Genomic DNA, 7,052 nt, shown 5'->3' on the forward strand with positions numbered 1-7,052 from the left:
ACAGGTCTGTCAGTCAACACATCTGCCCCTGGAAGACCGCTATCGCAGGCAAGCCAGCTCCCACAGTTGAGCTTCATTGCTTTCGAGACTGTTGTTCGATCAGGTCACCGGGTGAGCCTGATTCAGCGCCTTGTCCACCAACAGTTGCACACCTTCAAGCATGCGGCAGATACCCAGCGCTACGTTGCGTTGGGCGCCATCGACTTCAAAGGCGAGATGGGCGGCGATGTCGTTGAGGCTGGCCAGGTCTTGCGCGGCATTGGCCAGCAGGGTTTCGGTGCCCAGGTCGGGGCGGACGGTAAAGGGGGTTGCGGGGGGATTTGGACTGTCTTTGATCATGGTGGAACTCCGTCGACAAGTGGAGCCGCCAGCGTTCGCGGTCAAACGAAGAGGGTGGCAGCTGTACGCGGGTTGACCGACCGGTTGTCAACGAACCCGGCATACCCGAAGGTATCCCGCGCACAACTGCCGCGACACAATACCTCAGGCACAAAAAAACGCCTAAGACGGGTGCAGGGCGTAGCAGTTCGTTAACAAGGTCGGACGGTCAAATCCGGCCGCTGAATGGGCAGCGACGGCGAGGAGATTATCCAGCGAAGTTCCCAGGGACAACCTGAAAGCCTTGTGGGAAATCTCTGAACACAGCAATGACCCATGTGGGAGCGGGCTTGCTCGCGAATGCGGAGGGTCAGAAAAGAATAGGCTGGCTGACACACCGTATTCGCGAGCAAGCCCGCTCCCACATTTTGAGCGTCATTGGGTTTGAGACCTGTGTTTGCCTCCAACAAAAAATGCGCCCCTAGGGGCGCATTTTTTTGTTCGGTCCGCTATCGCCTATCAGGCAATCGCATCCCAGGCACGATCACCGTGCTCGTCCTTGATCCGCGTCGGCAGGCCCATCACGTCCAGCGCCTTGAGGAACGGCTCGGCCGGCAGTTCCTCGACGTTGGCCATGCGTTGCACGTCCCACTCGCCACGGGCTACCAGCAGCGCAGCGGCTACTGGAGGCACGCCTGCGGTGTAGGAGATGCCCTGGCTGTCGGTTTCGGCGAACGCTTCTTCGTGATCCGCTACGTTGTAGATGAACACCTCGCGTGCCTTGCCGTCCTTGGTGCCTTTGACCAGGTCGCCGATGCAGGTCTTGCCGGTGTAGCCGGGCGCCAGCGAAGACGGGTCGGGCAGCACGGCCTTGACCAGTTTCAATGGCACGACTTCCAGGCCTTCGGCGGTGGTGACCGGTTTTTCGGAGAGCAGGCCGAGCTTGTTCAGGACGGTGAACACGTTGATGTAGTGTTCGCCGAAGCTCATCCAGAAACGCACGTTGGGCACGTCGAGGTTTTTCGACAGCGAGTGCACTTCATCGTGGCCGGTCAGGTACAGGTTCTGCGAACCGACGACCGGGAGGTCATCGGTGCGTTTGACTTCGAACATGGTGTTGCTGGTCCACTGGCTGTTCTGCCAGCTCCACACCTGTCCGGTGAACTCGCGGAAGTTGATTTCCGGGTCGAAATTGGTGGCGAAGTATTTGCCATGGGAGCCGGCATTGACGTCGAGGATGTCGATCGAATCAATGCGGTCGAAATGCTGTTGCTGCGCCAGCGCGGCGTACGCGTTGACGACACCCGGGTCGAAGCCCACGCCAAGGATGGCGGTGATGTTCTTCTGTTTGCACTCTTCCAGGTGGTTCCACTCGTAGTTGCCGTACCACGGCGGGGTCTCGCAGACCTTGCCCGGCTCTTCGTGGATGGCGGTGTCGAGGTAGGCCACGCCCGTGTCGATGCAGGCACGCAGTACCGACATGTTGAGGAACGAGGAACCGACGTTGATGACGATCTGCGATTCGGTCTCGCGGATCAGGGCCTTGGTCGCTTCCACGTCCAGGGCGTTCAGCGCGAAGGCTTGGATTTCGGCGGGTACTTTGAGGCTACCCTTGGCCTTGACGCTGTCGATGATGGCCTGGCATTTGGAGATGTTGCGCGACGCGATAGCAATACGACCGAGTTCGTCGTTGTGCTGCGCGCACTTGTGGGCCACCACCTTGGCGACACCTCCTGCACCAATGATAAGAACGTTCTTTTTCAATTGCTTTCTTTCTCCTATATCCGCCAGCTTACGAAAGGCTGGACAGGTAGTCGTCATAACCAAATTCACGAACCACCTCGACAGTACCGTCGAGTTGTTTCACTACGATGGACGGCATTTTCAGGCCGTTGAACCAATTTTTCTTGACCATGGTGTAGCCCGCGGTGTCGATGAACGACAGCCGATCGCCGATGGCCAGCGGACGATCAAATTGGTACTCACCGAAGATGTCCCCGGCCAGGCAGGATTTGCCGCACACCATCACGGTGTGTTCGCCATCGCTCGGCGCCAGCTTGGCGTTGAGGCGATAGATCAGCAGGTCCAGCAGGTGGGCTTCGATGGAGCTGTCTACCACGGCGAGGTTTTTGCCGTTGTAGAGGGTGTCGAGCACGGTGACTTCCAGGGAGGCGCTGTTGGTGATCGCCGCTTCGCCCGGTTCCAGGTAGACCTGCACGCCGTACTGCTCGGAGAACGCCTTCAAGCGCGCGCAGAACGCGTCGACCGCATAGTCTTCGCCGGTGAAGTGGATGCCACCGCCGAGGCTGACCCACTCGACTTTATGCAGCAGCGCGCCAAAGCGTTCTTCGATGGTGCCGAGCATCTTGTCGAACAGGCTGAAATCGCCGTTCTCGCAGTTGTTGTGGAACATGAAGCCGCTGATCTGGTCGATCACGCCTTCGATCTTCACCGGGTCCCATTCGCCCAGGCGGCTGAACGGACGCGCCGGGTCGGCCAGCAGGTAGTCGGAGCTGCTCACTTGCGGGTTGACGCGCAGGCCACGGGTCTTGCCTTCGGAACGCTCGGCAAAACGCTGCAATTGGCTGATGGAGTTGAAGATGATCTTGTCGCAGTTCTCCAGCATCTCTTCGATTTCATCGTCGGCCCAGGCCACGCTGTAGGCGTGCGCTTCACCGGCGAATTTCTGCCGACCGAGCTTCAGCTCGTACAGCGACGACGAGGTGGTGCCATCCATGTATTGCTGCATCAGGTCGAACACCGACCACGTGGCAAAGCACTTGAGCGCCAGCAGGGCCTTGGCGCCGGACTGTTCGCGCACGTAAGCAATCTTCTGCATGTTGACCAGAAGCTTCTGTTTATCGATGAGGTAGTACGGCGTTTTGATCATTTTTGAGAGCCTGCGGCGGTGCCTGCCAAAAAAGGACACGCATTGTGCCCGCACTTGGGTCGAATCGGAAGGTTAGTGGGCGGATTTTGCTGCGCCAGGTTTTCAACTCTACTCGCTGAGTATGACTATCCATAGGTCCACCCCGGATCAATGTGGGAGCTGTCGAGCTTTAGCGAGGCTGCGAAAGCGGCAGCACTGCTGGTAGAGATGTCGCCTGACCCACCCTTGATCTTCATTCAGCCCATATCGCCTTCGACTCAATGCAGCTGTGCGCCTGCTTCAGCGGGGTAACCGGGGTGTCGAGCGTGCCCAGCGCAATCGAGACCCACTCTGGATAAAGCCCCTTGGCGTCCTGCCAGAACAGAGATGACCCGCACACCAGGCAAAACTGGCGAGTGACACCCGGTGAGGACTCATAACTTTTCAGCGCATCTGCAACAGCCCGGATGCTGACGGCCGATCGAGGTGCACTGGCGTAACTGGCAAACGCCGCGCCATGGCTTTTTTGGCACTTGCGGCAATGGCAGTGGGTGACAGCCTTGAGCGCTGCCCGGACTTCATAAGTGACTGCGCCGCAGAGACAACTGCCTTGGGTAACGGCATCCATGGTGATTTCGATCCAGAAAGTGACAGGCAAACACTATACCCGTGGCGAGGGAGCTTGCTCCCGTTGGGATGCGCAGCATCCCCAACTACGGCGCAACCACAAACGTACAAGAATCCCCCCACCCCCCCTCAGTAGACTCGCCCCACTTCCTCTACTGCAGGTTCTCCATGGACATCTTCCTCTACGCCTTCAGCGTCATGTACAGCCCTGGCCCGGTGAACTTCATGGGCCTCAACGCCGGGCTCACCGGCCAGTTCCGCCGCTCCACCGGTTTTTTCATCGGGGTGGGCTGCGCGATGCTGCTGTTGTTTGTGCTGTTCGGCTACACCGGCGAGGCGATCATCTCCCAGGCGGCGTTGCCGTATATCTCGCTGATTGGCGGCGTGTACACCTTGTACCTCGCCTATCAGGTGTTCACGGCGCGCACGGTGGTGGATGAAACGGCTTCAACCGCGCCTGTCAAAACCCTTACGTTCTGGAACGGCCTGGTGATCCAGTTGCTCAACCCCAAGGGCATTATGGCGGTGTTGCCGATCACCAGTGTGATGCTCCCCGCAGCGCATATCACCGGGGTGTCCATTGCGTTGGTGTCGGCGGTGCTGGCCTTTGGCGCGTTCGGTGCGCCGTGGCTTTATGCGTTGCTCGGCGCGCTGCTGGGGCGGCGAATTAACGGCACGTCGGCGTTTACGCTGTTCAACCGGTGCATGGGGGTGGCTCTGGCGGTGTGTGCGTATTTCATGTTTCACGCGTTCTACATCCACTGGATCTCAACATGAGTAGATCTTGTGATGATCTAGAATAATATGAGTTTGTCTCACTATCGCCGTATGCCGACAATAGCTGCCATACATAACGACATCGGAGTTGTAAGTCATGGCAGTCGCTCATTCCCTGGGATTTCCGCGCATTGGACGCGATCGTGAACTGAAAAAAGCGCAGGAAGCGTTCTGGAAGGGCGAGCTCGACGAAGCCGGCTTGCGGGCCGTTGGCCGTGACCTACGCAAGACCCATTGGGACCTGCAAAAACAGGCCGGCATCGAGTTGCTGCCGGCCGGTGATTTCGCCTGGTACGACCAGGTGCTGACCCACTCGCTGATGTTTGGCGTGATCCCCGAGCGCTTCCGCCCGGCTGATGGCCAAGCCACCCTGCACACCCTGTTCGGCATGGCCCGTGGCGTCAGCGACAGCTGCTGCGGCGGCGCCCACGCCCAGGAAATGACCAAGTGGTTCGACACCAACTATCACTATCTGGTGCCTGAATTCAGCGCCGACCAGCAGTTTCACCTGGGCTGGGATCAACTCTTCGAAGAGGTACAGGAAGCCCGCGAACTGGGGCACAACGTCAAGCCGGTGGTGATCGGCCCGCTGACCTACCTGTGGCTGGGCAAGGCCAAGGGCGCTGATTTCGACAAGCTGGACCTGCTCGATCGCCTGCTGCCGCTGTACGGCCAGATCTTCCAGCGCCTCGCCGACCTGGGCGTGGAGTGGGTGCAGATCGACGAGCCGATCCTCGTGCTGGACCTGCCGCAAGACTGGAAAAACGCGTTTGAGCGTGCCTACAACCTGATCCAGCGCGACCCGCTGAAAAAGCTCGTGGCCACGTATTTTGGTGGGCTGGAAGAGAACCTCGGCCTGGCCGCCAACCTGCCAGTGGATGGTTTGCATATCGACCTGGTGCGCGCACCGGAACAGTACCCGACCATTCTTGACCGCCTGCCGGCCTACAAGGTGTTGTCCCTCGGCGTGGTCAACGGCCGTAACGTCTGGCGCTGCGACCTGGAAAAAGCCCTGGCTACCTTGCAGCACGCCCATGACAAGTTGGGTGACCGCCTGTGGGTTGCGCCGTCCTGCTCGCTGCTGCACAGCCCGGTCGACCTAGCCCGTGAAGACAAGCTGGATGGCGAGCTGAAAAGCTGGCTGGCGTTCGCCGTACAGAAGTGCGCCGAAGTGGCGGTGCTGGCGCAAGCGGTCAACGAGCCGCAAGCCTCCAACGTGTTGGCCGCTTTAGCGCAAAGCCGTGCGGTGCAAGCCTCCCGTGCCGCTTCGCCGCGCATCCACAAACCTGCCGTGCAAGCCCGCGTCGCCGCGATCACGGCAGAGGACAGCCAGCGCCAGTCGCTATTCGCCCAGCGCATCGAGAAGCAGCGCGCCGGCCTCAACCTGCCGCTGTTCCCGACCACCACCATCGGTTCGTTCCCGCAAACCGCCTCGATCCGCCTGGCGCGCCAGTCGTACAAGGCCGGCAAATTGAGCGAAGCCGAATACGTCGAAGCGATGCACAGCGAGATCAAGCACGCCGTCGAGGTGCAGGAAAACCTCGGCCTGGACGTGCTGGTACACGGTGAGGCCGAACGCAACGACATGGTCGAGTACTTCGCCGAACAGTTGGACGGCTATGCCTTCACCCGCTTTGGCTGGGTACAGAGCTACGGCTCGCGCTGCGTGAAACCGGCGCTGATCTTCGGCGACCTGAGCCGCCCGAAGGCCATGACGGTGGAGTGGATCCGCTATGCCCAAGGCCTGACCCACAAGGTGATGAAGGGCATGCTGACCGGTCCCGTGACCATGCTGATGTGGTCTTTCCCGCGCGAAGACGTGAGCCGCGAAGAACAGGCGCGGCAACTGGCCCTGGCGATCCGCGACGAGGTGGTGGACCTGGAGGCTGCCGGCATCAAGATCGTGCAGATCGACGAAGCGGCGTTCCGCGAAGGCTTGCCGTTGCGCCAGGCGCAGTGGCAGCACTACCTGGACTGGGCCACCGAAGTGTTCCGCCTGTGCGCCTCGGGCGTGCGCGATGAAACCCAGATCCACACGCACATGTGCTACAGCGAATTCAACGATGTGATCGAAAGCATCGCGGCGATGGATGCCGACGTCATCACCATCGAAACCTCGCGGTCGGACATGGAGCTGCTGGACGCGTTTGAAGCCTTCGCCTACCCGAACGAAATCGGCCCGGGGGTGTATGACATCCACTCGCCACGGGTGCCGGATGCGTCGGAAATGGCCAATTTGTTGCGCAAGGCGGCGAAGCGGATTCCTGCGGAGCGCTTGTGGGTGAACCCGGATTGCGGCTTGAAAACCCGTGGCTGGCCGGAGACGGAGGCGGCGTTGATTCACATGGTGACGGCAGCCCGTCAACTGCGTGCTGAACTGGCCTGATTCCTGAGTAGAACACGGTCAAAAGTGTGGGAGCGGGCTTGCTCGCGAATGCGGAGTGTCAGTCACCGGCAGTGT

At 60.1% G+C, this 7,052-nt stretch carries 6 protein-coding genes; 2 read left to right on the plus strand and 4 right to left on the minus strand.

Annotated elements, in window-relative coordinates; all coding sequences use genetic code 11:
• Positions 1 to 99: 99 nt before the first annotated feature.
• The 4 genes from NUV89_RS26115 to NUV89_RS26130 form a co-directional block, all read right to left on the minus strand.
• Positions 100 to 339 carry a DUF6124 family protein gene (locus NUV89_RS26115; protein WP_257783591.1) on the minus strand — a complete coding sequence of 80 codons (240 nt, stop codon included), beginning with the start codon at positions 337 to 339 and terminating at the stop codon, positions 100 to 102.
• 498 nt (positions 340 to 837) lie between these two features.
• On the minus strand, positions 838 to 2,082 hold the full coding sequence (locus NUV89_RS26120; RefSeq protein ID WP_026137074.1) for a saccharopine dehydrogenase family protein: 1,245 nt from the start codon (positions 2,080 to 2,082) through the stop codon (positions 838 to 840).
• A gap of 28 nt (positions 2,083 to 2,110) precedes the next feature.
• Positions 2,111 to 3,208: a carboxynorspermidine decarboxylase gene (locus NUV89_RS26125; protein WP_257783592.1), complete on the minus strand. Its 1,098-nt coding sequence runs from the start codon at positions 3,206 to 3,208 to the stop codon at positions 2,111 to 2,113.
• Between the two features lie 232 nt (positions 3,209 to 3,440).
• Positions 3,441 to 3,815 (minus strand): GFA family protein, encoded by a 375-nt coding sequence (locus tag NUV89_RS26130; protein ID WP_257783593.1) that lies wholly within the window; start codon positions 3,813 to 3,815, stop codon positions 3,441 to 3,443.
• 167 nt (positions 3,816 to 3,982) lie between these two features.
• Here NUV89_RS26130 and NUV89_RS26135 point away from each other — a divergent pair, with 167 nt between their 5' ends.
• Both NUV89_RS26135 and metE read left to right on the plus strand, forming a co-directional pair.
• Positions 3,983 to 4,591 (plus strand): LysE family translocator, encoded by a 609-nt coding sequence (locus NUV89_RS26135; protein WP_257783594.1) that lies wholly within the window; start codon positions 3,983 to 3,985, stop codon positions 4,589 to 4,591.
• Positions 4,592 to 4,688: 97 nt separating this feature from the next.
• Positions 4,689 to 6,977, plus strand: coding sequence for a 5-methyltetrahydropteroyltriglutamate--homocysteine S-methyltransferase (gene metE / locus NUV89_RS26140; RefSeq protein WP_257783595.1), 2,289 nt, complete (start codon positions 4,689 to 4,691; stop codon positions 6,975 to 6,977).
• Positions 6,978 to 7,052 lie beyond the last annotated feature (75 nt).

Source organism: Pseudomonas sp. 18.1.10, assembly GCF_024655625.1.
Classification (GTDB): Bacteria; Pseudomonadota; Gammaproteobacteria; order Pseudomonadales; family Pseudomonadaceae; genus Aquipseudomonas.

What these genes read in the sequence shown, in the direction of transcription:
- NUV89_RS26115 (WP_257783591.1), bottom strand. Translation starts at nt 339, where the DNA reads ATGATCAAAGACAGTCCAAATCCCCCCGCAACCCCCTTTACCGTCCGC.
- NUV89_RS26125 (WP_257783592.1), bottom strand. Translation starts at nt 3,208, where the DNA reads ATGATCAAAACGCCGTACTACCTCATCGATAAACAGAAGCTTCTGGTC.
- NUV89_RS26130 (WP_257783593.1), bottom strand. Translation starts at nt 3,815, where the DNA reads ATGGATGCCGTTACCCAAGGCAGTTGTCTCTGCGGCGCAGTCACTTAT.
- NUV89_RS26135 (WP_257783594.1), top strand. Translation starts at nt 3,983, where the DNA reads ATGGACATCTTCCTCTACGCCTTCAGCGTCATGTACAGCCCTGGCCCG.
- metE (WP_257783595.1), top strand. Translation starts at nt 4,689, where the DNA reads ATGGCAGTCGCTCATTCCCTGGGATTTCCGCGCATTGGACGCGATCGT.